Source organism: Streptomyces sp. NPDC101227 (assembly GCF_044767545.1).
Classification (GTDB): domain Bacteria; phylum Actinomycetota; class Actinomycetes; order Streptomycetales; family Streptomycetaceae; genus Streptomyces.
In genome coordinates this window covers 481208-504741 of record NZ_JBIWOD010000004.1, presented here as the reverse complement: position 1 = coordinate 504741, position 23534 = coordinate 481208, and the positions used below count along the sequence as shown (strand labels likewise).

The window sequence follows — 23534 nt, the reverse complement described above, 5'->3', positions numbered from 1 at the left end:
CCCGCGAAAGGAACGCCCGGTGACCGAGAACGCCGACCTCCAGTCCGTACTCGACCGCGCCGCGCAGGGCGGCCGCATCACGCCGGAGGAAGCCCTCGACCTGTACCGCTCCGCGCCGCTGCATGCGCTGGGCCAGGCCGCCGATGCCGTGCGCCGCCGCCGCTACGCCGGCACCGAGCACATCGCGACGTACATCATCGAGCGCAACATCAACTACACCAATGTGTGCGTCACGGCCTGCAAGTTCTGCGCCTTCTACGCCGCGCCGAAGGACACCGCCAAGGGCTGGACCCGCGACCTCGACGACATCCTGCGCCGCTGCGCGGAGACCGTCGAACTGGGCGGCACCCAGATCATGTTCCAGGGCGGCCACCACCCCGACTACGGCGTCGAGTACTACGAAGAGCACTTCGCGGCCATCAAGAAGGCGTACCCGCAGCTGGTGATCCACTCCCTCGGCGCGTCCGAGGTCGAGCACATGGCCCGGATCTCCAAGGTGTCCGTCGAGGAGGCGATCTCGCGCATTCACGCCGCGGGGCTGGACTCCTTCGCGGGCGCGGGCGCCGAGCTGCTGCCCGCCCGCCCCCGTAAGGCCATCGCTCCGCTGAAGGAGTCCGGCGAGCGCTGGCTGGAGATCATGGAGGCGGCGCACAAGCTGGGCGTGGAGTCGACGTCCACGATGCTGATGGGCACCGGCGAGACCAACGCCGAGCGCATCGAGCACCTGCGGATGATCCGGGACGTCCAGGACCGCACGGGCGGCTTCCGCGCCTTCATCCCGTACACCTACCAGCCGGAGAACAACCACCTGAAGGGCCAGACGCAGGCCACGCTCTTCGAGTACCTGCGGATGATCGCCATCGCCCGGCTCTTCCTCGACAACGTCGCCCACATCCAGGGCTCCTGGCTGACCACCGGCAAGGAGGTCGGCCAGCTGTCGCTGCACTACGGCGCCGACGACCTGGGCTCGATCATGCTGGAGGAGAACGTCGTCTCCTCGGCCGGCGCCAAGCACCGCTCCAACCGCATGGAGATCATCGACCTGATCCGCAAGGCGGGGCGGGTTCCGGCGCAGCGGGCGACGACGTACGAGCACCTGGTCGTGCACGACGACCCGGCGAACGACCCGGTGGACGAGCGGGTCGTCTCGCATCTGTCGTCGACGGCGATCGAGGGCGGGACGGCACACCCCGAGCTGAAGCTCGTCGAGGCCAACTGAGCGTCCGATGCTGACACTTCACCGCGTGCGCGGTGTCCGGCTCGCCCATGACGGAGAGCTGAACGCCGGGCACGCGGTCGTCGTCGACGGCGCGCGGATCGCCGCCATCGGCCCGTACGAGGAGCTGCTCGCGGCTCACGGCGGGGCGCGCGTACGGGAGTGGGACGGCGTCCTGACCCCAGGGCGCTACGAGCCGGACGGGGCCGCGCTGTTGGAGGCCGCCTACCATCCCGATCCCCGCGAGGCCGACGAGCTCGGTGGCGCGCCCCTCACGGGGGAGGCGCTCGCCGCGCTCGGCATGACCGAGGCGCGGTGGGGAGCCAGCGCCCGGCGGGGGCTGCAACGCCTGCTGGCGGCCGGGACGACGGCGCTGACCGGGCCGTTCATCCGGCCCGCGGTCCGCACGGCCGTGCAGCGCTCCGGGCTCGTGGAGCTGCCGGGCCCGGCGCCGCGGGCGCTGGCCACTGGGGGACCGGCCCATTTCGCCGTGTTCGGCGAGGACGGGACGTGCCTGGCCACCGTGCTGGCCGGCCGGCTCGTCCACCGGCGGCGCTGACGCCGGCCGACGTCCGCCAGCCGGGGAGCGCGCGCCTTGATGATCTTCGTCAAGGATCCGTCAACGCGGCCCCGGTACACGTCAGGGCGGCGTCAACGGAAACGGAATGGCGAATTCTGCCCGGCAGGATCGCTGACGCGGGGACGGCCGGCGCCCGGCCGTCCCCGACCAGCGTTCCGGCGGGGGGCGGTGCCCGGTGCGGGGCCCGGCCCCGGCACGGTGGACAATGGCCGGGTGACCCGAGCATCCCTGGACAAGCAGCCGCACGAAGTCGCCGCGATGTTCGACGACGTGGCGGCGCGGTACGACCTCACCAACGACGTGCTCTCCCTCGGGCAGGCGCGGCTGTGGCGCAAGGAGGTGGACCGCGCGGTGGCCGCCCGGCCCGCCGAGCGGGTGCTCGACCTCGCGGCCGGCACCGGCACCTCGTCGCTGCCGTTCGCCCGGACCGGGGCGTACGTCGTGCCGTGCGACTTCTCCGTCGGCATGCTGCGGGAGGGGAAGAAGCGGCACCCGTGGCTGCCCTTCACGGCCGGTGACGGCACCCGGCTCCCGTTCGCGGACGGGGTCTTCGACGCCGTGACCATCTCCTTCGGGCTGCGGAACATCCAGGACACGGACGCCGCGCTGGCCGAGCTGTACCGGGTCACCAAGCCGGGCGGCCGGGTCGTGATCTGCGAGTTCAGCGAGCCGACCTGGGCGCCGTTCCGGACCGTCTACACCGAGTACCTGATGCGCGCGCTGCCGCCGGTCGCCCGCGCGGTCAGCAGTAACCCGGACGCGTACGTCTACCTCGCCGAGTCCATCCGCACCTGGCCCAACCAGCCCGAACTCGCCGCCAAGATGCAGGGCGTGGGCTGGACCAAGGTCGCCTGGCGCAATCTGACCGGCGGCGTGGTCGCGCTCCACCGGGGGACCAAGCCGGCCGGCTGAGCGGGGCCTCCGCGGCCGGGGCCGGGGCCCGGCCGACGGACTCGCTTGGGTAACGTCGCTTCACAGGGTGTGAATTGGCGGGAACCATGCGTAGGGCAGTCATGTCCCTACGTTCGCGAGTGGTAGCTGTTCGCGCTGCCCGTCGAGTTCCCGGAGTTCGAGTTGTCCGAGCGTTCCGCCCCTTGCCCGGAATGTGGTTCTTCCTCGCCGCCCGAGGCGCGCTTCTGTATGGGATGTGGCCGGGAGCGGGGGGCCGTCGTGCCGCCCGCACCCGGCGGGCCGCCGCCCCCGCCGCCCCCGGGGCGGCCTCCGGTCCCGGCGGCGCCGCCCGGCCATCCGCCGTCCGCCGCACCCGCCGCCCCGTCGCCCTTCGGCGCCTTCCTCGGACGCACGATGCGGGGCGACTGGCTCGCGGCGCTGAAGGTCGCGGCCTGGCCGACGCTGATGCTGCTGGTCCTCGCGTGCGTGCTGGGCATCTTCTCGTCGCAGGACACGGACGACGCCGGACTCGGCTGGGGCACCCGGATGCGGTGCTTCCTCGCCCTGCTGCTGCAGAGCGTGGGCGGCGGGGTCACCCTCTCCGGCAGCGCCACCGGGCCCCTGGGCAGGTTCGGTGAGGGCCTCGACGGCGAGATGTCGGTGTCGCTGGTGCCGCTGGTGGTCACCGCGCTGTGGGTGACGCTGCTGGCCGTCGCCGCCCGTAAGGCCCGCCGCGCGGCCGCCGTGGCGGGGGCCGGGACGCCGGGGGCCGCCTCCGTACCGGGCGCGATAGCCGGTACGGCCGCCTCGGGGGCGGCCGTACTGGAGACGGTGCTGCGGATCGCCGTACTGTGCGGCGCCGGCACCCTGGCGCTCGGCCTGCTGGCCCAGCCGTCCTACGACGGCCTGGAGTTGTCCTCGTCCGCCTGGCGCGCGCTGCTGTGCTCGTTCGTGCTGGCGGCCGTGGTGGGCGGCGCGGTGCTGGCGCGCGACGAGGCGCACGCCTGGCTCGCGCTGCGGCCCGGCTGGCGGATCGGCCTCAACGCCCTGCGGACCGCGCTGATCGCGCTGGTCACCGTCGTCCTGGTGGCCGGTCTGGTCGCCTTTGTGGCCATCCTCGCCACGGCGGACGACGTCGAGGGCGGCGATGTGGTCGCCCTGCTGGTGCTGCTGCCCAACCTCGGCGCGATCGCGCTGGCGATGGCCTGGGGCGCGCCGGTGAACGCCGAGTGGAACGTGCCCAACCTTCCGTTCCTGGAGTCCGGCCGGCAGTCGATCGGCTACTCCGAGCTCGGCCGGTTCGGCGGCGACTGGGCGCTGTTCGGCGTCATCGTCGGCGGTCTGGCCTGTGCGCTGCTGGTCGGCTTCCTGACCCTCCGGCGCAGCGCCGACCGGCGCGAACACCTGCTGGCCGCGGGCCTCTTCGTGGTCGCGCTGGTGCTGGTGGTGTGGGCGGCGGGAGCCACCGTGTCGGCGTCCTTCCACGAAGCGAGCACCGGCGGCGTCGGCGGTGTCGGTGGCGATTACGGAGGCCAGTACGGCAGCGACTACGGCGGCGATTCCGGGGGTGGCTACGGCGACGATTCCGGGGGTGGCTATGGCGGCGGTGACGGCGGCTCGCGCTACGCGGCGCACGGCGAACTGGCCGCGGGCGGCGCCGAGACGCTGCTGTTCGCGCTGCTGTGGACGTTCGGCGCGGCACTGATCGCCCCGTACCTCCGGATGGTGGTCGGCCGCGGCAATGCGGGCAGACTCGCAGGCCCGGCAGCCCCGGCAGCTCCAGCCGCCCCGTACGGCGCTCCCGCGGCGCCCCCCGGAATGCCGGCCGCGCCGCCCGCCACGCCCGCGGCGCCCATGCCCGGGGCCCCGCCCGCACCGGCGGCGTCGCCCGCCCACGAGGCCGTGGCCGCGCCCCCGGCCGCCCCCGGCACGCCCCCGGCCACCCCCACGCCCCCGGCCGCCTTCGAGGCCGCACCCGCCGCACCCGAGGCCCCTCTCGCCGCCCCCGAGGCCCCCCTCGCCACCCCCGACGAACCCCGCCCCGCCCGCCGCCGCGCCGTGAAGTGGGTGTCGCTGGCACTCATCGCGTTCCTGATCGGCGGCGGTGCCACGGCCGGCGCGCTCTACTACAAGAACCACAAGGCGGGCACCGCCGACCACAAGGCGCCCGAGAAGCCCGCCACCGAGAAGAACGGCGGACCCACCGCCACCCCCGCCTCCTCCGCCACCCCGTCCCCCACCGACTCGCCCACCTCCTCTTCCTCCCCTTCCTCCTCTTCCTCGCCGTCCTCCCCCACCGCGGGCCTCCCCGCCGGCTTCGAGCGGAAGTACGACTCGTACGGCTTCTCCCTCGGCGTGATGCGGGGCTGGCAGCGCTCGCAGAAGGGAACCCAGGTCGACTACAAGGCGCCGACCGGCAACTCGTACCTGCGCATCGGCGTCATCGCCCACGCCCCGCAGTCCTCGTACGAGAACTTCCTCAGCATGGAGAAGGGCGCCAAGAAGCGCACCAACTACCAGCGGACGGAGCTGAAGCGGAACACCTTCCAGAAGAGCGAGGGCGCCCGCTGGGAGTTCACCTACGTCAACGACGAAGGGAACACCATCCACGCCGTCGACCAGGCGTATGTCGCCGCCGACGGCACCGAATACAGCATCTATTACGAAGCCCTGGACTCGCTCTACGACCCGTCGAACGACAAGGTGTTCAGCACGGCGCTCAGCACCTGGAACGTGCCCGAAACGGACGTCGACTAACGGGACCCGGCGGGCCGTGCCGCGCGTTCGTGCCGTCGGGCCTCAGCGTCCGACGGCACGAACGCGTGCGGCGCCGGGCGCACGGCACCAACCCTTCAGTTTCCGATCACCAAGGCCCCCATAGACTGCACCTGCCCCAGCCGGTCGGCACCCGGACACCGGGACATCGACCGCATCCACCGACCGCATCCACCGACGTCGCCCCTCGGCCTCAGCCCCCGACGTCACCCCTTCTACCGACTTCGGGAGACCCCCCGTGACCGAGTCCGCGTCCGTGACCGAGTCCGTGACCGCACCCCGCTCCGAGCACAGCGCGGACGTGATCGTCGTCGGTGCCGGGCCCGCCGGCTCGGCCACCGCCTACCACCTGGCCAAGTCCGGCCTGGACGTCCTCCTCCTGGAGAAGACCGCGTTCCCGCGCGAGAAGGTCTGCGGCGACGGTCTGACCCCGCGCGCGACCAAGCAGCTGGTCGCCATGGGCATCGACATCTCCGAGGAAGCGGGCTGGCTGCGCAACAAGGGCCTGCGGATCATCGGCGGCGGCTCCCGCCTCCAGCTCGACTGGCCGGATCTCGCCTCGTACCCCGACTACGGGCTGGTCCGTAAGCGCGACGACTTCGACGAGCAGCTGGCCCGCCAGGCCCAGAAGGCCGGCGCCCGCCTCTACGAGCGCTGCAACGTCGGCGCGCCCATCATCAACGACCTCACCGGCCACATCACCGGCGTGCACGCCAAGCTCGGCGAGGAGAAGACCCCGGTCACCTTCCACGCCCCGCTCGTCGTCGCCGCCGACGGCAACTCCACCCGGCTCTCGCTGGCCATGGGCCTGCACCGCCGCGAGGACCGCCCGATGGGCGTCGCCGTGCGCACGTACTTCACCTCCCCCCGCCACGACGACGACTATCTCGAGTCCTGGCTGGAGCTGTGGGACCGGCGCGGCGCCCAGGACCGTCTGCTCCCCGGCTACGGCTGGATCTTCGGCATGGGCGACGGTACGAGCAACGTCGGCCTCGGCATCCTCAACTCCAGCTCCGCCTTCCGGGAACTGGACTGGCGCGAGGTCCTCAAGGCCTGGTGCGCGTCGATGCCCGCCGACTGGGGCTACACCCCCGAGAACATGACCGGCCCGATCCGCGGCGCGGCCCTCCCCATGGCCTTCAACCGCCAGCCGCACTACACCAAGGGCCTCCTCCTGGTCGGCGACGCCGGCGGCCTGGTCAACCCCTTCAACGGGGAAGGCATCGCGTACGCCATGGAGTCCGGCAGCATCGCCGCAGAGGTCATCGTCCAGGCGCAGGCCCGCGCCACGTACGCCCAGCGCGAGCTGGCCCTCCACCGCTACCCCAAGGTCCTCAAGGAGACCTACGGCGGCTACTACTCCCTCGGCCGCGCCTTCGTGAAGCTCATCGGCAACCCCAAGGTCATGAAGATCGCCACCCAGCGCGGCCTGACCCACCCCCTCCTGATGCGCTTCACCCTGAAGATGCTCGCCAACCTCACGGACCCGACGGGCGGGGACGCGATGGACCGGATCATCAACGGGCTGAGCAAGGTCGCGCCGAAGTCGTGACGGCGGCGGCCCGCCGAGCCTCGTGCGGGGCTCGGCGGGCGCTTCTCGAAGGGCGCTTCTCGAACGGCTGGGCCGCGCCGCGGCAACGCGCGTCCCTCCGTGGCTCATCGGGCCATGACCTCGGACGTAATTGAGCCGCCCACCACCCCCGGGCAGTCTGGAACACGTCGCGAACACCTCGCGGCAAAGGCACCGCAACAGGGCCGCAGCAGACCGCAACGGGAGGAATCGCCATGTTCTTCGAGACCCACGACGGCACCCGCCTCGCCTACGAGGACTATGGCCACGGCGAGCCGATCGTCTTCGTCTCGAGCGCGATGCTCAACACCGAGATGTGGGAGTACCAGCTTCCGTTCTTCGCCGAGGGCGGCTTCCGCTGTGTCGCCTTCGACCGGCGCGGGCACGGCCGCTCGGACCGGCCCTCCACCGGGTACGACATGGACTCGACGGCCGACGACCTGGCCGCGCTGCTGGAGCACCTCGATCTGCGGGGCGTGACCCTGGTCGGGCACTCGCTGGGCGGCGCCGAGGTCGCGCGTTATCTGGCGCGGCACGGCTCGGGACGGGTGGCGCGGGCGGTGTTCATCGCGGCGATGCTGCCGTTGCTGACGCGTACGGAGGACAATCCGCACGGCCTGCCGGAGGCCGCCGTCGCCGCGTCGGTGGCGCAGCTGCGGGCGGACCGGCCCAAGTGGCTGGCGCGCCAGAAGCAGGCGTTCTTCGCCACCCACCTGGGCAACGACGTCTCGCCCGCCCTCGTCGAGCACACCATGGCGCAGTGCCTGTCGGCGTCGCCGTGGGCGACGCTCAAGGCGCAGCAGGCGGCGCTGAGCACCGACCACCGTGCCGGTCTGCGCGAGATCGACATCCCGACCCTGATCGTCCACGGCGCCGCCGACTTCTCGGCGCCGGTGGACGTCACCGGGCGGCGCACCGCCGAGCTGATCCCGGGCACGACGTACCTGGAGTACCCGACCGCCGGGCACGGGATCTACGCCAGCCATCACGCCCGGCTCAACGCCGACCTGCTGGCGTTCATCGAGAAGGACCGGGCCGCTACCCGGTGATTCCGGGGACCACCGGCGCCAGAAGCGCGGTCACGGGGGCGGGCAGGCGGCGGACCGGCGCGGTCAGCCGCTCGGCGCCGGCCGGCACCGGCACCGCCGCGAAGATCGCGTTCTGCTGCTCCTGGAGCTCGCGCGCCCTCTCTCGCGAGGTGCCGGGCAGCCGCTGCTCCTCGTACAGCTTGTGGGTGTCCAGCTGGGCCGCCTTGCTCTGCGGGGTGTGGAACTGCACCTCGAAGCGCTGGCCGGAGCGGGGCTCGCGCCAGGCGGAGTTGATCGCCTTGTAGCCGGCGGCCCGGGGCCAGGTGTTGGTCCAGCGGGTGGAGTCGTTGCCCCAGGAGGACAGCAGCCCGGCGGCGGTGGTGACGCCGCGGGAGTACCGGCCGGACGGCCACTGGAGGGTGAAGCGGACCGCGTCATTGATCTCGGCGAGCGAGGCGTTGACGGTCCGGCCCGGGGTCTCCCGCATCCGCGTGGCGACCTTCCGCTTGAGCGAGTCCGGGGACTTCAGCCGCTGGTCGAAGCCGGTCAGATCGGCGTGGCTGAGCCGGGCCGCGGCGCGCACCTGGGGGCTGATGGAGCGCTCGGCGCGCCGGGCGCGGGCGACGAAGGCGTCGACGGTCTTGTTGTCGGCGGCGTTGAGCGAGAGGCCGTCCTGGTGCCAGCCGCCGTCGGGCGTGCCGGCCCGGGTCTGTGTGGCGGACGGCGCGGAGGCGGTGGCGGTGTGGACGGCGCCCAGGGCGAGCGCGGAGGCGAGGGCGGCGGCGGTGGCGGCCCGGGTGACGGTGCCCTGGGCGGTGCGGCGGGTGGCGCGCGGGGCGGAGCGATCGGTGTGCATCGGAGCGCGGTGTCCTCTCTGCGAATGCCGCACGGCGCCCAAGTGGCATTTGTGCGGTATATGACGAGAGATGAACGGCGCGCGGAGGTGATCGGTAGCGGTGCGAATCGGCCGCTCTCCGCAGGCCCGCACGGCAAAGGGCCGCCCCGGGGGAGGGGCGGCCCGTCAGCGGAACCGTGGCTGCGGCGGTCTCAGAGGACGCGCACCGCACCGGTGGGCATGTCGTAGCTGAGCGGACGCTCGACGATGCCGGTGCTCGGGTTCTGGGCGCCGATGAACTTGCCGTCACCGACGTAGACGGCGACGTGGTAGGCGCTGCCCGCGCTGCCCCAGTAGAGGATGTCGCCGACCTGGAGGTTGTCCAGGCCCACCTGGGTGCCGGTGGTGGACTGGTCCTGCGAGACGCGCGGCAGATCGATGCCGAGCTGCTTGAACGCGGCCTGCGTCAGGCCGGAGCAGTCGTACGACGAGGAGCCGGTGGCGCCGAGGACGTACGCCTTGCCGAGCTGGGCCTTGAGGAAGGAGACCAGGGTCGCGGCGCTGCCGGTGGAGGGGGAGACGGACAGCGAGGTGCGGTCGTCGGAGCGCGAGGCGCGGGCCTGGGCGGCTTCCTTGGCCTTACGGGCCTCGGCGGCCTTCTTCTTGGCCTCGGCCTCGGCCTTGGCCTTCTTCACGGCGGCGGCCTTGTGCTTCTCCGCGGCCTCGGCGGCCCGAGTGAGGGCGCTGTCCTGGAGGGCCTGGCGCTCGTAGTCGAAGGCGACCTGCTGAGCGGTGTCCGCGCTCTTGGCGGCGGTGGTCGCCAGCGCCGTCGTGATGGTGGGCATCTCCTGCGTTTCGGAGACGGGCTTTTCCGCGGCGTTGGCCGGCACGGTCGCGCCGGTCACCGCGAGGGTGAGGAAGCCACCGGTCACGCCCGCACGCAGTGCCCGCGAGGACGCGGAACGGCGGGGCTTCCGGTGGCTGGGTATGAGTGCGTTCGGGGACATGGCACCACGGCTATCAGGAGCCGCAGGTTGCTGCCAACAAAGGTGGGGTGCGCCACACTTGACGCGTACGCGACGAATAAAACGGACTTTTTTCCGCGCGCGGCGCCGGCGGCGCGATGTCCGGATTTCGCGATCATGTTCCTACGCATGGCATTTGCTGCCCGATGCGGGGGTCGGAGGGGCTTATCACCTCCCTATCCGCCACGCCAAGGCTTCCCGGCCGTCAAGGACTTATCGCTTGAAAAGGCGTGGGATAGGTCACTCTTGAGTGTCCGTTATGTTCCCGTGATCTGACGGTGGCGGTCGCTCGGCGACGGCGCTCGACCGCTCCCCTCGTCACCCCCTCGGCCGACCCCTCGTGAACGCGGGCACGTGCTGACGATCACGGTCGCATCACGGGTGGATCACTCAACGGCGTCCGCCTCATATAGCAGTTGGCGCTGCCCAGTGCCAATTTGCCTGCAAGGGGCACCACTTGATAGGGCGGCGACGCTCTGACCAGCGGTAACCCCGCCGAATGTCACCTCTCGTGATCACTCGGGCGCTTCGCGTATGAAGATCAACGCTCATCCGGCTTCATGATCCTTCGTCAGGTGGTGAAGATCACAAAGTCGTTGTCGCACCCCGTGTCGCAGATCACAGACCGGCGGGCATAAGATGCAGGCGTTCGGGCTTGTGAACTGCCTCACATATGCACGATCTCTCCGGGGCAGCACAGCCGGCCCGAGCGGACCGCCATCCAGTCATCGTCGACTGAAGGGAGCGAGGACGGTGAACGCATACGCGCCCATCCTCGTACTGGGAGCCCTCGGGGCAGGCTTTGCGATCTTCTCTGTCGTGATGGCCTCGCTCGTCGGACCCAGGCGCTACAACCGGGCGAAGCTTGAGGCGTACGAATGCGGAATCGAGCCGACCCCGCAGCCGTCCGGCGGCGGTCGCTTTCCGATCAAGTACTACCTGACGGCGATGCTCTTCATCGTTTTCGACATCGAGATCGTCTTCCTCTACCCCTGGGCCGTCACCTTCGACGCCCTCGGGCTTTTCGGGCTCGTCGAGATGCTCCTCTTCGCGCTCACCGTCTTCGTCGCCTACGCCTATGTCTGGCGTCGTGGCGGCCTGGAATGGGACTAGGGGTCACCCATGGGACTTGAAGAGAAGCTGCCGAGCGGCTTTTTGCTGACCACTGTCGAACAGGCCGCGGGCTGGGTACGCAAATCATCGGTCTTCCCCGCGACCTTCGGGCTGGCCTGCTGCGCCATCGAGATGATGACGACCGGCGCCGGGCGCTACGACCTGGCCCGTTTCGGTATGGAGGTCTTCCGCGGTTCCCCGCGGCAGGCGGATCTGATGATCGTGGCCGGCCGGGTGAGCCAGAAGATGGCGCCCGTTCTGCGGCAGGTCTACGACCAGATGCCGAACCCGAAATGGGTGATCTCCATGGGCGTGTGCGCCTCATCGGGCGGCATGTTCAATAACTACGCGATCGTGCAGGGCGTTGATCACATCGTTCCCGTAGACATCTATTTGCCGGGCTGCCCACCGCGTCCCGAAATGCTGATGGACGCCATTCTCAAGCTGCACCGCAAGATCCAGGACACCAAGCTCGGGGTCAACCAGGAGCAGGCGGCCCGCGAGGCGGAGGAAGCGGCGCTCAAGGCACTCCCGCTGATCGAGATGAAGGGACTGCTGCGGTGAGTGAGCCGAAGAACCCCGAGAGCGACCAGGGGAACCACAACGGCAACGGCGTCCCCGTCCAGCGCGACGACACCGGCGAGGTCATCGGCACCCGCCGCGGCATGTTCGGCGCCAACAACGGCGGCGACACCACCGGTTACGGCGGCCTGGTCAGGTCCGTACGGCTGCCCGGGGCGGCCCAGCGGCCCTACGGGGGATGGTTCGACGAGGTCGCCGACGAGCTGGAGGGCGCGCTCGACGAGCAGGGCCTGGTCCCCGAGAACGTCATCTCCAAGACCGTCGTCGACCGCGACGAGCTGACCTTCCACATCGAGCGGGAGTACCTGCCGGCCGTGGCCAGGACGCTGCGCGACGACCCGGCGCTGCGCTTCGAGCTCTGTACGGGCGTGAGCGGGGTGCACTTCCCCGGCGACAAGGGGCGCGAGCTGCACGCCGTCTACCACCTGCGCTCGATCACCCACAACCGGCTCATCCGGCTGGAGGTCTCCGCCCCCGACGCCGACCCGCACGTGCCCTCGATCGTCGGCATCTATCCGACCAACGACTGGCACGAGCGCGAGACCTATGACTTCTTCGGGCTCGTCTTCGACGGCCACCCGGCGCTGACGCGGATCATGATGCCCGACGACTGGCAGGGCTTCCCGCAGCGCAAGGACTACCCGCTCGGCGGCATCCCCGTCGAGTACAAGGGCGCGCAGATCCCGGCTCCCGACCAGCGGAGGTCGTACAGCTGATGACCACTCCCCCCGTAACCCCGCGCGACACGACGGAAGGCACGGTCTACACCGTCACCGGCGGCGACTGGGACGAGATCGCGGCGCGCGCCGTCAAGTCCGACGACGAGCGGATCATCGTCAACATGGGGCCGCAGCACCCCTCCACGCACGGCGTGCTCCGGCTGATCCTGGAGATCGACGGCGAGACCGTCACCGAGGCCCGCTGCGGCATCGGCTATCTGCACACCGGCATCGAGAAGAACCTCGAATACCGGACCTGGACGCAGGGCACCACCTTCGTCACGCGGATGGACTACCTCACCCCCTTCTTCAACGAGACCGCCTACTGCCTGGCCGTCGAGAAGCTGCTGGGGATCACCGACCAGGTCCCCGACCGGGCCTCGGTCATCCGCGTGATGCTGATGGAGCTCAACCGCATGTCCTCCCACCTGGTGGCCATCGCCACCGGCGGCATGGAGCTGGGCGCCACGACGATCATGATCTACGGCTTCCGCGACCGGGAACTGATCCTCGACATCTACGAGCTGATCACCGGCCTGCGGATGAACCACGCCTACATCCGGCCCGGCGGCCTCGCCCAGGACCTGCCCCCCGGCGCCGTCGACCAGGTGCGCGCCTTCGTGAAGAAGATGCGCAAGAACATTCCCGAGTACGACAAGCTCGCCACCGGCAACCCGGTCTTCAAGGGCCGGATGGAAGGCATCGGCTACCTCGACCTGGCCGGCTGCCTGGCCACCGGCGCCACCGGGCCCATCGTGCGCTCCGCCGGACTGCCCCACGACCTGCGCAAAACGCAGCCGTACTGCGGATACGAGAACTACGACTTCGAGGTGCCGACCGCGGACACCTGCGACTCCTACGGCAGGTTCCTGATCCGCCTGGAGGAGATGCGCCAGTCGCTGCGCATCGTCGAACAGTGCCTGGACCGGCTGGAGCCGGGACCGGTCATGGTCGAGGACAAGAAGATCGCCTGGCCGGCGCAGCTGGCCCTGGGGCCGGACGGCCTCGGCAACTCCCTGGACCACATCAAGAAGATCATGGGCACCTCGATGGAGGCCCTGATCCACCACTTCAAGCTGGTGACGGAGGGCTTCCGAGTCCCGCCCGGACAGGCCTACGCCGCCGTGGAGTCCCCCAAGGGCGAGCTGGGCGTCCACGCGGTCAGCGACGGAGGCACCCGCCCCTACCGCGTGCACTTCCGCGATCCGTCCTTCACCAATCTGCAGGCCATGGCGGCGATGTGCGAAGGCGGCCAGGTCGCCGACGTCATCGTCGCCGTCGCGTCCATCGACCCCGTGATGGGAGGCGTCGACCGGTGAACGACGTCCAGCTGGGCATGCCCCAACTCCCCGCCCCCGATTACCCCGCCGACGTACGGGCCCGGCTGGAGGCCGACGCCAAGGAGGTGATCGCCCGCTACCCCGGCTCCCGCTCCGCGCTGCTGCCCCTGCTGCACCTCGTACAGGCCGAGGAAGGGCACGTCACCCGCACCGGCATCCGCTTCTGCGCCGAGATGCTCGACCTCACCACCGCCGAGGTCACCGCGGTCTCGACCTTCTACTCCATGTACCGCCGCAAGCCGAGCGGCGACTACCAGGTCGGGGTCTGCACCAACACCCTGTGCGCGGTGATGGGCGGCGACGCCATCTTCGACGAGCTGAAGCGGCACCTCGGCGTCGAGAACGGCGGGACCACCGAGGACGGCGCCGTCACCCTCGAACACATCGAGTGCAACGCCGCCTGCGACTTCGCGCCCGTCGTGATGGTCAACTGGGAGTTCTTCGACAACCAGACGCCCGAGACCGCCAAGCGGCTGGTGGACGACCTGAGGGCCGGACGGGACGTCGAACCCACCCGCGGCGCCCCCCTGTGCACCTACAAGGAGACGGCCCGCATCCTCGCCGGCTTCCCCGACGAGCGGCCGGGCGCCGTCGAGGCCACCGGCGGCGCGGGCCCCGCCTCCCTGGTCGGGCTGCGCCTGGCGAAGGGCGAGCAGGCCCCGGGCCGCGGCACGGACCACGTCATCGCCCCCCGCACCCCCGCTGCCGGTCCCACGGACGAACCCCCTGGCGGCCACCCCGACGAACCGCCCCCCTCCGGCCACCCGAGCTCGCACGACGCGCCGCAGGAAACCGCCGCCTCCGACCCCGCCCACCCGTCTCCCACCACCGCCCCGGGCGGAGGGGCTGCGCCCCGCAGTGACGATGCGTCCGGACCGACCGCAGAGGAGGGGGAGTGATGACCGTGGCAGCCGAGTACGGGGGCACCCGGCCAGAGGCCGGCAGCGACCCCGAGAAGATCCTCGCGCCGGTCCTGTCCGCCTTCTGGGACGAGCCCGAATCCTGGACGCTGGAGACCTACCGCCGGCACGAGGGCTACGAGGGCATGCGCAAGGCCCTGGCCATGCCGCCCGACGACGTCATCGCCTACGTCAAGGACTCCGGCCTCCGCGGCCGCGGCGGCGCCGGCTTCCCGACCGGCATGAAGTGGCAGTTCATCCCGCAGGGCGACGGCAAACCGCACTATCTGGTCGTCAACGCCGACGAATCGGAGCCCGGGACCTGCAAGGACATCCCGCTCCTCTTCGCGAACCCGCACTCCCTCATCGAGGGGATCGTGATCGCCTGCCATGCGATCCGGTCGAACCACGCCTTCATCTACCTGCGCGGCGAGGTCGTGCCCGTACTGCGCCGGCTGCACGAGGCCGTGCGCGAGGCGTATGCGGCGGGCTTCCTCGGAAAGAACATTCTCGGCTCGGGACTCGACCTGGATGTGATCGTGCACGCGGGCGCCGGCGCGTACATCTGCGGTGAGGAAACCGCGCTGCTCGACTCCTTGGAGGGCCGTCGCGGACAGCCCCGGCTGCGTCCTCCCTTCCCGGCGGTGGCGGGCCTCTACGCCTGCCCCACTGTGGTGAACAACGTCGAATCCATCGCGTCGGTTCCCGCGATCCTGAACAAGGGGAAAGACTGGTTCAGGTCGATGGGCAGCGAGAAGTCCCCGGGCTTCACGCTCTACTCGCTCAGCGGCCATGTCACCAACCCGGGCCAGTACGAAGCCCCGCTGGGCATCACCCTGCGCCAGCTGCTCGACATGAGCGGCGGCATCCGCCCCGGCCACCGGCTGAAGTTCTGGACACCGGGCGGCTCCTCGACGCCGATGTTCACCGAGGAGCACCTCGACGTCCCCCTCGACTACGAGGGCGTCGGCGCGGCCGGCTCGATGCTCGGCACCAAGGCGCTCCAGTGCTTCGACGAGACCACCTGCGTCGTACGGGCCGTCACCCGCTGGACCGAGTTCTACGCCCACGAGTCCTGCGGCAAGTGCACACCCTGCCGCGAAGGCACGTACTGGCTGGTGCAGTTGCTGCGCGACATCGAGGCCGGCAAGGGCGTGATGAGCGACCTGGACAAGATCAACGACATCGCCGACAACATCAACGGCAAGTCCTTCTGCGCCCTCGGCGACGGCGCCGCCTCGCCGATCTTCTCCTCGCTCAAGTACTTCCGCGAGGAATACGAGCAACACATCACCGGCAGGGGCTGCCCCTTCGACCCCGCCAAGTCGACCCTGTGGGCCGACAACGACGCTCACCTGGGGGTGAATGCATGACCGTCACCACAAATGCTCCCTCGGGGGGCGGCGAGGCGGCGATCCCGCCGGAGGACCTCGTCACCCTGACGATCGACGGCATCGAGATCTCCGTCCCCAAGGGGACGCTGGTCATCCGCGCCGCCGAACTCCTCGGCATCGAGATCCCGCGCTTCTGCGACCACCCGCTGCTGGACCCGGCGGGCGCCTGCCGGCAGTGCATCGTCGAGGTCGAGGGCCAGCGCAAGCCGATGGCCTCGTGCACCATCACCTGCACCGACGGCATGGTCGTCAAATCGCAGCTGACCTCCCCGGTGGCCGAGAAGGCCCAGCGCGGGGTGATGGAGCTGCTGCTGATCAACCACCCGCTGGACTGTCCGGTCTGCGACAAGGGCGGCGAGTGCCCGCTGCAGAACCAGGCGATGCAGGTCGGCGACCCGGAGTCGCGCTTCGAGGGCAAGAAGCGCACCTTCGCCAAGCCGGTGCCGATCTCCACACAGGTGCTGCTGGACCGCGAGCGCTGCGTCCTGTGCGCGCGCTGCACCCGCTTCAGCAACCAGATCGCCGGCGACCCGATGATCGAGCTGGTCGAACGCGGCGCCCTCCAGCAGGTCGGCACCGGAGAGGGCGACCCCTTCGAGTCGTACTTCTCCGGCAACACCATCCAGATCTGCCCGGTCGGCGCGCTCACCTCCGCCGCCTACCGCTTCCGCTCCCGCCCCTTCGACCTGGTCTCCTCGCCGTCGGTGTGCGAGCACTGCGCGGGCGGCTGCGCGACCCGTACGGACCACCGGCGCGGCAAGGTCATGCGGCGGCTGGCGGCCAACGACCCCGAGGTCAACGAGGAGTGGATCTGCGACAAGGGGAGGTTCGCCTTCCGTTACGCGCAGCAGAGGGACCGGCTGGAACACCCCCTGGTGCGCAACGCGGAGAGCGGCGAACTGGAGCCGGCGAGCTGGCCCGAGGCGCTCCGGGCGGCGGCCCGCGGGCTGGCCGCGGCCAAGGGGCGCACCGGCGTCCTGACCGGCGGCCGGCTGACCGTCGAGGACGCCTACGCCTACGCCAAGTTCGCCCGGGTCGCCCTGGACACCAACGACATCGACTTCCGGGCGCGGGCACACAGCGCCGAGGAGGCCGACTTCCTGGCGGCCAGGGTCGCCGGCCGCGGACGTGACCTGGACGGCACAGGCCTCAGCCACACCGCCCTGGAGAAGGCCCCGGCCGTCCTCCTGGTCGGCATCGAGGCGGAGGAGGAGGCCCCCGGCGTCTTCCTGCGGCTGCGCAAGGCGCACCGCCAGAGCGGCCAGCGCACATACGGCCTGGCCACGCACGCCTCCCGCGGCCTGATCAAGGCGGGCGGCACGCTGCTCCCGGCTGCGCCCGGCACCGAGACCGAATGGCTGGACGCGCTTGCGGGCGGCGTCGGACTGGAGGGCGAGGGGCACGCCGCGGCCGAGGCGCTGCGCGCGGACGGCGCGGTGATCGTCGTCGGCGAGCGGCTGGCCACGGTGCCCGGCGCCCTGACCGCCGCGGTCCGCGCCGCCTCCGCCACCGGCGCCCAACTGGTGTGGATCCCGCGGCGGGCCGGCGAACGCGGCGCCATCGAAGCGGGCGCCCTGCCGGGGCTGCTGCCCGGCGGCCGCCCGGCCACCGACCCCCGTGCCCGCGACGAGGTCGCCGCCGCCTGGGGCGTGGCCGAACTCCCGCACCGCCACGGCCGCGACACCGGCCAGATCATCGAGGCCGCCGCGACCGGCGAACTGGGTGCGCTCCTGGTGGCCGGCGTCGAGGTCGCCGACCTGCCCGACCCGGCCCGCGCGCTGACCGCGCTGGACGAGGTCGGCTTCCTGGTCAGCCTGGAACTGCGGCCTTCGCAGGTCACCGACCGGGCCGATGTGGTCCTCCCGGTGGCGGCCGTCGTCGAGAAAGCCGGAACGTTCCTCAACTGGGAGGGCCGGGCCAGGCCGTTCGAGGCCGCGCTCAAGCCCGACCAGATGACCCGCCGGCATCTGCTCCCCGACTCCCGGGTGCTGCACATGCTCGCCGACGCCCTCGACGTGCACCTGGCGCTGCCGGACCTGCACGCCGTACGCCGCGAACTGGACCGGCTCGGCGGCTGGGACGGACCGTACGCCGGGGAGCCCCTGGGGACCGGGCGCCCGATGCCCCGCCCCGACACCGGCGAGGCCGTACTGGCCGGACACCGGCTCCTCCTGGACCAGGGGCTGCTCCAGGAGGGCGACGAGGCGCTGGCCGGCACCCGGCACGCCGCGGTCGCCCGGCTCTCGGCGGCCACCGCCGAGGAAACCGGCGTCAAGAACGGCGACCTGCTGGCGGTCACCGGACCGGCCGGATCGGTCCGGCTGCCGCTCCAGGTGACGCCGATGCCCGACCGGGTCGTCTGGCTGCCGCTGAATTCCGTGGGCGGTGGTGTCGCCGCCGACACCGGGGCGCACCCCGGTGACCTGGTGAAGGTCTCCGCCGTACCCGGTACGCCGGAGGCGGCCAAGGAGGTGGAGGCGTGATGCAGCAACTCGCTGCGGCGGGCACCGCGCTGGCGCAGGAAGACCTGTCGATGTTCGGCCACGACCCCTGGTGGCTGGTCGTCATCAAGGCGGTCTTCTGCTTCGCGTTCCTCATGCTGACCGTGCTGTTCTCCATCGTCTGGGAACGCAAGGTCGTCGCGTGGATGCAGCTGCGCATCGGCCCCAACCGGCACGGCCCCTGGGGCATGCTCCAGTCCCTCGCCGACGGCATCAAGCTGATGCTGAAGGAAGACCTGGTCGTCAAGCGTGCCGACAAGGCGGTCTACGTCCTCGCGCCGATCGTCGCGGCCATCCCGGCCTTCATGGCGATCGCGGTGATCCCCTTCGGGCCCGCCGACAACGAGGTCTCGATCTTCGGTGTCCGCACCCCGATGCAGCTCACCGACCTCCCGATCGGCATCCTCTACATCCTGGCCACGGCCTCGGTCGGCATCTACGGCATCGTCCTGGCGGGCTGGTCCTCCGGCTCGACCTACCCGCTGCTCGGCGGCCTCCGGTCCTGCGCCCAGATGATCTCGTACGAGATCGCGATGGGTGCCGCCTTCGCGTCGGTCTTCCTCTACTCCGGGTCGATGTCGACCTCCACGATCGTGGAGTCGCAGCAGAGCAAGTGGTACATCCTGCTGCTGCCGGTGTCGTTCCTGATCTACATCGCGACGATGGTCGGTGAGACCAACCGCGCGCCGTTCGACATGCCGGAGTCCGAGGGTGACCTCGTCGGCGGCTTCAACACCGAGTACTCGTCCATCAAGTTCGCGATGTTCATGCTCGCCGAGTACGTGAACATGGTGACGGTCTCGGCGGTCGCGACCACGCTGTTCCTGGGCGGCTGGCGGGCCCCGTACCCCATCTCCAGCTTCTGGGAAGGCGCGAACCACGGCTGGTGGCCGATGCTCTGGTTCACGATCAAGGTGCAGCTGCTGCTGTTCTTCTTCATCTGGCTGCGCGGCACGCTCCCGCGGGTGCGCTACGACCAGCTGATGAAGTTCGGCTGGAAGGTCCTCATTCCGGTCTCGCTGGTCTGGCTGATGCTCGTCGCCACCGTCCGGGCGCTGAAGAACGAGGGCTACAACTTCCAGCAGATCGTGCTCTACGTCGCCGGGGGCGCCATCACCCTGCTGCTGATCTCGCTCGTCGTGGACTTCATCAGGCGCGGAGAACCGGAGGAAGAGCGGGACGGCGACGGGGAGTTCGACCCGATGGCCGGCGGGTTCCCCGTACCGCCGCTGCCCGGGCAGAGCCTGCCGCCGGTGCCGCGCCGGACCCCTCGGTGGGGAGACCGGGAGTTGATTGTCAGTGGTCGAGTGGACACTGTCAGTGAGGGAAATGAGACCGACGGAAAGGGGGGCGACGGTGCCTGAGTTCCAGAACCCCGTGGCCGGCTTCGGCGTGACCTTCAAGGCCATGTTCAAGAAGCGGCTGACCGAGCAGTACCCGGAGGAGAAGAAGCCGACGGCCCCGCGCTTCCACGGTCGCCATCAGCTCAACCGCCATCCGGACGGCCTGGAGAAGTGCATCGGCTGCGAGCTGTGCGCCTGGGCCTGCCCGGCGGACGCGATCTATGTCGAGGGCGCGGACAACACCGACGAGGAGCGCTACTCCCCGGGCGAGCGGTACGGCCGCGTCTACCAGATCAACTACCTGCGCTGCATCCTGTGCGGGCTGTGCGTGGAGGCCTGTCCGACCCGCGCGCTGACCATGACCAACGAGTACGAACTCGCCGACCGGTCCCGCGAATCGCTCATCTACACCAAGGAGGAGCTGCTCGCGGGCCTGGAAGAGACCATGGTCGATTCGCCCCATGCGATCTACCCGGGCATGACGGAGAAGGACTACTACAGCGGTCTGGTGACCGAGGCCGCGCCCGGCGCGGTCCGTCAGGTCGCCGTCTCCAAGGGGGAACGGCCTCCGTCGGAGTCCTCGGCCGAGGCCGCGGACGCCTCCCCGGGGAAGACCGACGACGCCTCTCAGGGGAAGGAGGCGAACGCATGACCGGCCTCGCCGCCGCGGCCTCCACGACGTCCTCGGGGGAGGCCGTGCAGTTCTGGATCCTGGGCACGGTCGCCGTCATCGGCGCCTTGTGCACGATCATGATGAAGCGGGCCGTTCACAGCGCCCTTTCGCTCGCCGGGACCATGATCGTCCTGGCGATCTTCTATCTGGCCAACGGTGCGTACTTCCTCGGCGTCGTCCAGATCGTCGTCTATACGGGCGCGATCATGATGCTCTTCCTCTTCGTCGTCATGCTGGTCGGTGTCACCGCGGCGGACTCCCTCAAGGAGACCCTCAAGGGGCAGCGCTGGCTCGCCGCGGGCCTCGGCATCGGGTTCGGCATCCTGCTCATCGCCGGCATCGGCAACGCCTCGCTCAAGGAGTTCAACGGCCTGGGCGAGGCCAACGCCGGCGGCAATGTGCAGGGCCTGGCCGCACTCATCTTCACCAAGTACGTCTTCGCCTTCGAAATCACCGGCGCGCTGCTGATCACGGCGGTCGTCGGCGCGATGGTGCTCACCCACCGGGAGCGTACGGAGCGCGCCAGGACCCAGCGCGAGCAGTCCATCGCGCGCGTCAGGGAAGGCAAGCAGGTGCCGCCGCTGCCCGCCCCCGGTGTCTACGCCCGGCACAACGCCGTGGACATCCCCGGCCTGCTGCCCGACGGCACCCCGTCCGAACTGACCGTCAACCCGACGCTGCGCGACCGCGGCCAGATCCGCGACGTCTCCCGCGAGTCGCTCGCCGAACTCAAGGCGCTGGAGCAGCGCTCGGAGGAATGGCTGGAGCGCGGCTCCGAACCGCCCGCGGCGCCACCGTCATCGCCGTCCGGTGGCGCGGCGCCGAAGGAGCACAAGGAGGGGGCCAAGAAATGAGCCCGGTCTACTACCTCTATCTGGCCGCCCTGTTGTTCACCATCGGCGCGGCCGGGGTGCTGATCAGGCGGAACGCCATCGTGGTGTTCATGTGCATCGAGCTGATGCTCAACGCCTGCAATCTCGCCTTCGTGACCTTCTCGCGGATGCACGGGAATCTCGACGGCCAGATCATCGCCTTCTTCACGATGGTCGTCGCCGCAGCCGAGGTCGTGGTCGGCCTGGCGATCATCGTGTCGATCTTCCGCACCCGTCATACGGCCTCGGTCGACGACGCCAGCCTGATGAAGCTGTAAGGGGTCGCACAAAGTGGAGAACTTGATCGCGCTGCTTGTCGCGGCACCGCTGGTCGGTGCGGCCCTGCTGCTGTGCGGCGGAAAACGTCTGGACCGTACCGGCCACTTGATCGGCTCGCTGTTCGCGGTGGCCTCCTTCGGCATCGCCGTGGCGCTCTTCGCCGACATGCTCGGCAAGGGAGCCGAACACCGCGCGCTGCATCAGCATCTGTTCAGCTGGATCCCGGTCGGCGGCTTCCAGGCCGACATCGCCTTCCAGCTCGACCAGCTGTCGATGACCTTCGTCCTGCTGATCACCGGTGTCGGATCGCTGATCCACATCTACTCGATCGGCTATATGGAGCACGACGAGCGGCGCCGCCGCTTCTTCGGCTACCTCAACCTCTTCCTCGCGGCGATGCTGCTGCTCGTCCTCGCCGACAACTACCTCCTGCTCTACGTCGGCTGGGAGGGCGTCGGCCTCGCCTCGTACCTCCTGATCGGCTTCTGGCAGCACAAGCCCAGCGCGGCCACCGCCGCCAAGAAGGCGTTCCTGGTCAACCGCGTCGGCGATATGGGCCTGTCCATCGCGATCATGCTGATGTTCACGACCTTCGGGACGTTCGCCTTCGGCCCCGTGCTCGCCGCGACCGGTGAGACGAGCGAAGGCAAGCTGACGGCCATCGGGCTGATGCTGCTCCTGGCCGCCTGCGGCAAGTCGGCGCAGGTGCCGCTGCAGTCCTGGCTGGGCGACGCGATGGAGGGCCCGACCCCGGTCTCGGCGCTGATCCACGCCGCCACCATGGTCACCGCCGGCGTGTATCTGATCACCCGCTCCGGGGCCATCTTCAATGCCGCGCCGGATGCCCAGGCGGCCGTCGTCGCGGTCGGCGCGGTCACGCTCCTCTTCGGTGCGATCGTCGGTTGTGCCAAGGACGACATCAAGAAGGCCCTGGCCGGCTCGACGATGTCGCAGATCGGCTACATGATCATGGCCGCCGGTCTCGGCCCGATCGGCTACGCCTTCGCGATCATGCATCTGGTCACCCACGGCTTCTTCAAGGCGGGCCTCTTCCTCGGCGCCGGTTCCGTCATGCACGGCATGAACGACGAGGTGGACATGCGCCGTTATGGCGGTCTGCGGAAGTACATGCCGGTCACCTTCATCACCTTCGGCCTCGGCTATCTGGCGATCATCGGCTTCCCCGGACTCTCCGGATTCTTCTCCAAGGACAAGATCATCGAGGCGGCGTTCGCCAAGGGCGGCACCGAGGGCTGGATCCTGGGCGGCGCGGCCCTGCTCGGCGCCGCGATCACCGCGTTCTATATGACCCGGGTGATGCTGATGACGTTCTTCGGCGAGAAGCGCTGGGATCCGGAGAAGACCCATCCGCACGAGTCCCCGAAGACCATGACGCTCCCGATGATCGTGCTGGCCTTCGGCTCGGTCTTCGCGGGCGGTCTGTTCAGCATCAACGAGTCGTTCGTGAAGTGGCTGGAGCCGGTCACCTCGTTCGCACACGGCCACTCACCGCTCAGCGCCACCACCGTCACGGCCGCGACCATGGTCGTCCTGGTCATCGGCGTCGGCATCGCCTGGGCGATGTACGGCCGCAGGCCCGTACCGGTCACCGCCCCGCGCGGCTCGGTGCTCACCCGGGCCGCCCGCCGTGATCTGCTCCAGGACGACTTCAACCACGTCGTCCTGGTACGCGGCGGCGAACACCTCACCCGCACGCTCGTCTATCTCGACCACTCCCTGGTGGACGGTGCGGTCAATGGCACGGCGGCCTCGATGGGCGGACTCTCCGGCCGGCTGCGCCAGTTGCAGAGCGGCTTCGTCCGCTCGTACGCGGTCCAGATGCTGGGCGGGGCCGCCGTTCTCGTCGCCGCGACCCTGCTGATGAGGGGTGTCTGAGCC

20 protein-coding genes are annotated in these 23534 nt (G+C 70.3%); 18 read left to right on the top strand and 2 right to left on the bottom strand.

Translation table 11 applies throughout. The annotated features are described in order from the left end of the window. Positions 1 to 19: 19 nt before the first annotated feature. The 6 genes from mqnC (at position 20) to ACIRPT_RS11885 (ending at position 8081) form a co-directional block, all read left to right on the top strand. On the top strand, positions 20 to 1219 hold the full coding sequence (gene mqnC, locus ACIRPT_RS11910; RefSeq protein WP_403505858.1) for a cyclic dehypoxanthinyl futalosine synthase: 1200 nt from the start codon (positions 20 to 22) through the stop codon (positions 1217 to 1219). 7 nt (positions 1220 to 1226) lie between these two features. Further along, entirely contained in the window at positions 1227 to 1775 is a 549-nt protein-coding gene (locus ACIRPT_RS11905) for an imidazolonepropionase-like domain-containing protein (RefSeq protein ID WP_403825629.1), read from the top strand. Between the two features lie 234 nt (positions 1776 to 2009). After that, positions 2010 to 2708: a demethylmenaquinone methyltransferase gene (locus ACIRPT_RS11900; protein WP_403505853.1), complete on the top strand. Its 699-nt coding sequence runs from the start codon at positions 2010 to 2012 to the stop codon at positions 2706 to 2708. A 258-nt stretch (positions 2709 to 2966) separates the two neighbouring features. Beyond that, positions 2967 to 5444, top strand: coding sequence for a hypothetical protein (locus ACIRPT_RS11895; protein ID WP_403825626.1), 2478 nt, complete (start codon positions 2967 to 2969; stop codon positions 5442 to 5444). A gap of 286 nt (positions 5445 to 5730) precedes the next feature. Beyond that, positions 5731 to 7014 (top strand): geranylgeranyl reductase family protein, encoded by a 1284-nt coding sequence (locus tag ACIRPT_RS11890; protein ID WP_403506040.1) that lies wholly within the window; start codon positions 5731 to 5733, stop codon positions 7012 to 7014. 233 nt (positions 7015 to 7247) lie between these two features. Further along, positions 7248 to 8081 (top strand): alpha/beta fold hydrolase, encoded by an 834-nt coding sequence (locus ACIRPT_RS11885; RefSeq protein ID WP_403825623.1) that lies wholly within the window; start codon positions 7248 to 7250, stop codon positions 8079 to 8081. Here ACIRPT_RS11885 and ACIRPT_RS11880 read toward each other — a convergent pair. Further along, positions 8071 to 8916 (bottom strand): ATP nucleotide 3'-pyrophosphokinase, encoded by an 846-nt coding sequence (locus ACIRPT_RS11880; RefSeq protein ID WP_403825620.1) that lies wholly within the window; start codon positions 8914 to 8916, stop codon positions 8071 to 8073. The two genes, ACIRPT_RS11885 and ACIRPT_RS11880, sit on opposite strands and share 11 nt — an antisense overlap. A gap of 191 nt (positions 8917 to 9107) precedes the next feature. Beyond that, positions 9108 to 9902, bottom strand: coding sequence for a C40 family peptidase (locus ACIRPT_RS11875; protein WP_403825617.1), 795 nt, complete (start codon positions 9900 to 9902; stop codon positions 9108 to 9110). A 771-nt stretch (positions 9903 to 10673) separates the two neighbouring features. On the opposite strand from ACIRPT_RS11875, the gene ACIRPT_RS11870 reads away from it, so the two are divergent. Genes ACIRPT_RS11870 through nuoL form a run of 12 tightly spaced genes read left to right on the top strand, consistent with a single transcriptional unit; the run spans position 10674 to position 23531 of the window. Continuing rightward, a complete protein-coding gene (locus ACIRPT_RS11870) occupies positions 10674 to 11033 on the top strand; it encodes an NADH-quinone oxidoreductase subunit A (protein WP_066931103.1) in 360 nt (119 codons plus the stop codon). Between the two features lie 9 nt (positions 11034 to 11042). Beyond that, on the top strand, positions 11043 to 11597 hold the full coding sequence (locus ACIRPT_RS11865; protein WP_046927389.1) for an NADH-quinone oxidoreductase subunit B family protein: 555 nt from the start codon (positions 11043 to 11045) through the stop codon (positions 11595 to 11597). Further along, positions 11594 to 12331 carry an NADH-quinone oxidoreductase subunit C gene (locus ACIRPT_RS11860; protein WP_403825613.1) on the top strand — a complete coding sequence of 246 codons (738 nt, stop codon included), beginning with the start codon at positions 11594 to 11596 and terminating at the stop codon, positions 12329 to 12331. Before ACIRPT_RS11865 ends, ACIRPT_RS11860 begins: the two co-directional genes overlap by 4 nt. After that, positions 12331 to 13653, top strand: a complete 1323-nt coding sequence (locus ACIRPT_RS11855) for an NADH-quinone oxidoreductase subunit D (protein WP_403505837.1) — start codon at positions 12331 to 12333, stop codon at positions 13651 to 13653. Before ACIRPT_RS11860 ends, ACIRPT_RS11855 begins: the two co-directional genes overlap by 1 nt. A gap of 17 nt (positions 13654 to 13670) precedes the next feature. After that, the gene (gene nuoE / locus ACIRPT_RS11850; RefSeq protein ID WP_403825909.1) at positions 13671 to 14573 is read left to right on the top strand and encodes an NADH-quinone oxidoreductase subunit NuoE; all 903 of its coding nucleotides are present in this window, start codon (positions 13671 to 13673) and stop codon (positions 14571 to 14573) included. Beyond that, positions 14573 to 15946, top strand: a complete 1374-nt coding sequence (gene nuoF / locus ACIRPT_RS11845) for an NADH-quinone oxidoreductase subunit NuoF (protein ID WP_403505835.1) — start codon at positions 14573 to 14575, stop codon at positions 15944 to 15946. The genes nuoE and nuoF overlap by 1 nt, the downstream gene beginning before the upstream one ends. After that, positions 15943 to 18450 (top strand): NADH-quinone oxidoreductase subunit G, encoded by a 2508-nt coding sequence (locus tag ACIRPT_RS11840; protein ID WP_403825608.1) that lies wholly within the window; start codon positions 15943 to 15945, stop codon positions 18448 to 18450. Before nuoF ends, ACIRPT_RS11840 begins: the two co-directional genes overlap by 4 nt. Beyond that, positions 18450 to 19832 (top strand): NADH-quinone oxidoreductase subunit NuoH, encoded by a 1383-nt coding sequence (gene nuoH, locus ACIRPT_RS11835; protein WP_403825605.1) that lies wholly within the window; start codon positions 18450 to 18452, stop codon positions 19830 to 19832. Before ACIRPT_RS11840 ends, nuoH begins: the two co-directional genes overlap by 1 nt. Then, entirely contained in the window at positions 19825 to 20463 is a 639-nt protein-coding gene (gene nuoI, locus ACIRPT_RS11830; protein WP_403825602.1) for an NADH-quinone oxidoreductase subunit NuoI, read from the top strand. Before nuoH ends, nuoI begins: the two co-directional genes overlap by 8 nt. Further along, complete coding sequence (locus ACIRPT_RS11825) at positions 20460 to 21338, top strand: NADH-quinone oxidoreductase subunit J (protein WP_403825599.1); 879 nt, start codon at positions 20460 to 20462, stop codon at positions 21336 to 21338. The genes nuoI and ACIRPT_RS11825 overlap by 4 nt, the downstream gene beginning before the upstream one ends. Beyond that, positions 21335 to 21634, top strand: a complete 300-nt coding sequence (nuoK, locus tag ACIRPT_RS11820; RefSeq protein WP_042155750.1) for an NADH-quinone oxidoreductase subunit NuoK — start codon at positions 21335 to 21337, stop codon at positions 21632 to 21634. The genes ACIRPT_RS11825 and nuoK overlap by 4 nt, the downstream gene beginning before the upstream one ends. Positions 21635 to 21647: 13 nt before the next feature. Beyond that, the gene (gene nuoL / locus ACIRPT_RS11815; protein ID WP_403825595.1) at positions 21648 to 23531 is read left to right on the top strand and encodes an NADH-quinone oxidoreductase subunit L; all 1884 of its coding nucleotides are present in this window, start codon (positions 21648 to 21650) and stop codon (positions 23529 to 23531) included. Positions 23532 to 23534 lie beyond the last annotated feature (3 nt).

Bases quoted from the DNA above. Each gene is read 5' to 3' on its own strand.
- ACIRPT_RS11905 (WP_403825629.1), top strand. From the start codon at position 1,227: ATGCTGACACTTCACCGCGTGCGCGGTGTCCGGCTCGCCCATGACGGA.
- ACIRPT_RS11885 (WP_403825623.1), top strand. From the start codon at position 7,248: ATGTTCTTCGAGACCCACGACGGCACCCGCCTCGCCTACGAGGACTAT.
- ACIRPT_RS11880 (WP_403825620.1), bottom strand. From the start codon at position 8,916: ATGCACACCGATCGCTCCGCCCCGCGCGCCACCCGCCGCACCGCCCAG.
- ACIRPT_RS11875 (WP_403825617.1), bottom strand. From the start codon at position 9,902: ATGTCCCCGAACGCACTCATACCCAGCCACCGGAAGCCCCGCCGTTCC.
- ACIRPT_RS11865 (WP_046927389.1), top strand. From the start codon at position 11,043: ATGGGACTTGAAGAGAAGCTGCCGAGCGGCTTTTTGCTGACCACTGTC.
- ACIRPT_RS11855 (WP_403505837.1), top strand. From the start codon at position 12,331: ATGACCACTCCCCCCGTAACCCCGCGCGACACGACGGAAGGCACGGTC.
- nuoE (WP_403825909.1), top strand. From the start codon at position 13,671: ATGCCCCAACTCCCCGCCCCCGATTACCCCGCCGACGTACGGGCCCGG.
- nuoF (WP_403505835.1), top strand. From the start codon at position 14,573: ATGACCGTGGCAGCCGAGTACGGGGGCACCCGGCCAGAGGCCGGCAGC.
- ACIRPT_RS11840 (WP_403825608.1), top strand. From the start codon at position 15,943: ATGACCGTCACCACAAATGCTCCCTCGGGGGGCGGCGAGGCGGCGATC.
- nuoH (WP_403825605.1), top strand. From the start codon at position 18,450: ATGCAGCAACTCGCTGCGGCGGGCACCGCGCTGGCGCAGGAAGACCTG.
- ACIRPT_RS11825 (WP_403825599.1), top strand. From the start codon at position 20,460: ATGACCGGCCTCGCCGCCGCGGCCTCCACGACGTCCTCGGGGGAGGCC.
- nuoK (WP_042155750.1), top strand. From the start codon at position 21,335: ATGAGCCCGGTCTACTACCTCTATCTGGCCGCCCTGTTGTTCACCATC.